The sequence below is a fragment of the Neisseria sp. P0009.S007 genome (genome assembly GCF_051962515.1).
Window position 1 is genome coordinate 1 of record NZ_JBQCVF010000644.1, and the last position, 915, is coordinate 915.

At 53.9% G+C, this 915-nt stretch carries 1 protein-coding gene; it reads right to left on the bottom strand.

The window, feature by feature from the left end; all coding sequences use genetic code 11:
* Positions 1 to 892: uroporphyrinogen decarboxylase (gene hemE, locus ACTHS3_RS15395; protein WP_440368422.1), on the bottom strand; the 892-nt coding region annotated here is incomplete at its 3' end.
* Positions 893 to 915 lie beyond the last annotated feature (23 nt).

Genomic DNA, 915 nt, shown 5'->3' on the forward strand with positions numbered 1-915 from the left:
CGAAGAGGGCAAACGGGTCGAAGTTGCCTTGCAGGGCAACTTGTTCGCCGACGCGACGGCGTGCTTCGCCGATGTTGCAGGTCCAGTCCAGGCCCAATGCGTCTGCGCCGATTTCTGCCATGCTTTCCAGCCATAAGCCGCCGCCTTTGGCAAATACGATAACAGGCACGCGGCGGCCTTCGCTTTCGCGTTTGAGTCCGGCAACGATTTGTCGGATGTACTTCAGGCTGAATTCTTTAAATGCGGCATCGCTCAACACGCCGCCCCAAGTATCGAAAATTTGTACGGCTTGTGCGCCGGCATCGATTTGGGCATTGAGATAAGCGGTAACGGCTTGGGCGTTGGTGTCGAGGATTTTATGCAGTAAATCAGGGCGCGAATACATCATTGTTTTGATGGTGCGGAATTCTTTGCTGCTGCCGCCTTCGACCATGTAGCAGGCGAGTGTGAACGGGCTGCCGGAGAAGCCGATGAGTGGCACGCGGCCGCCCAGTGCTTTACGGATGGAAGTTACTGCGTCAAAGACGTATTGCAGTTTTTCCATATCGGGAACTTGCAGTTTGGCAATGTCGGCTTCGTGTTGCAAGGCACGTTCAAATTTCGGGCCTTCGCCTTCGGCAAAATACAGACCCAAACCCATGGCGTCGGGTACGGTCAGAATGTCGGAAAACAGAATCGCTGCGTCCAGATCAAAACGTTCTAAAGGCTGGATGGTAACTTCGGTTGCCAGCTCGGTGTTTTTACACAAATCGAGAAAGCTGCCTGCGCGTGCGCGTGTGGCTTTGTATTCAGGCAGATAGCGTCCGGCTTGGCGCATCATCCAGATGGGCGTGTATTCGACAGGCTGTTTGAGCAGGGCGCGGAGGAAAGTGTCGTTTTTCAGAGCAGTCATGATAAATAGGCTTTCTGATTTGG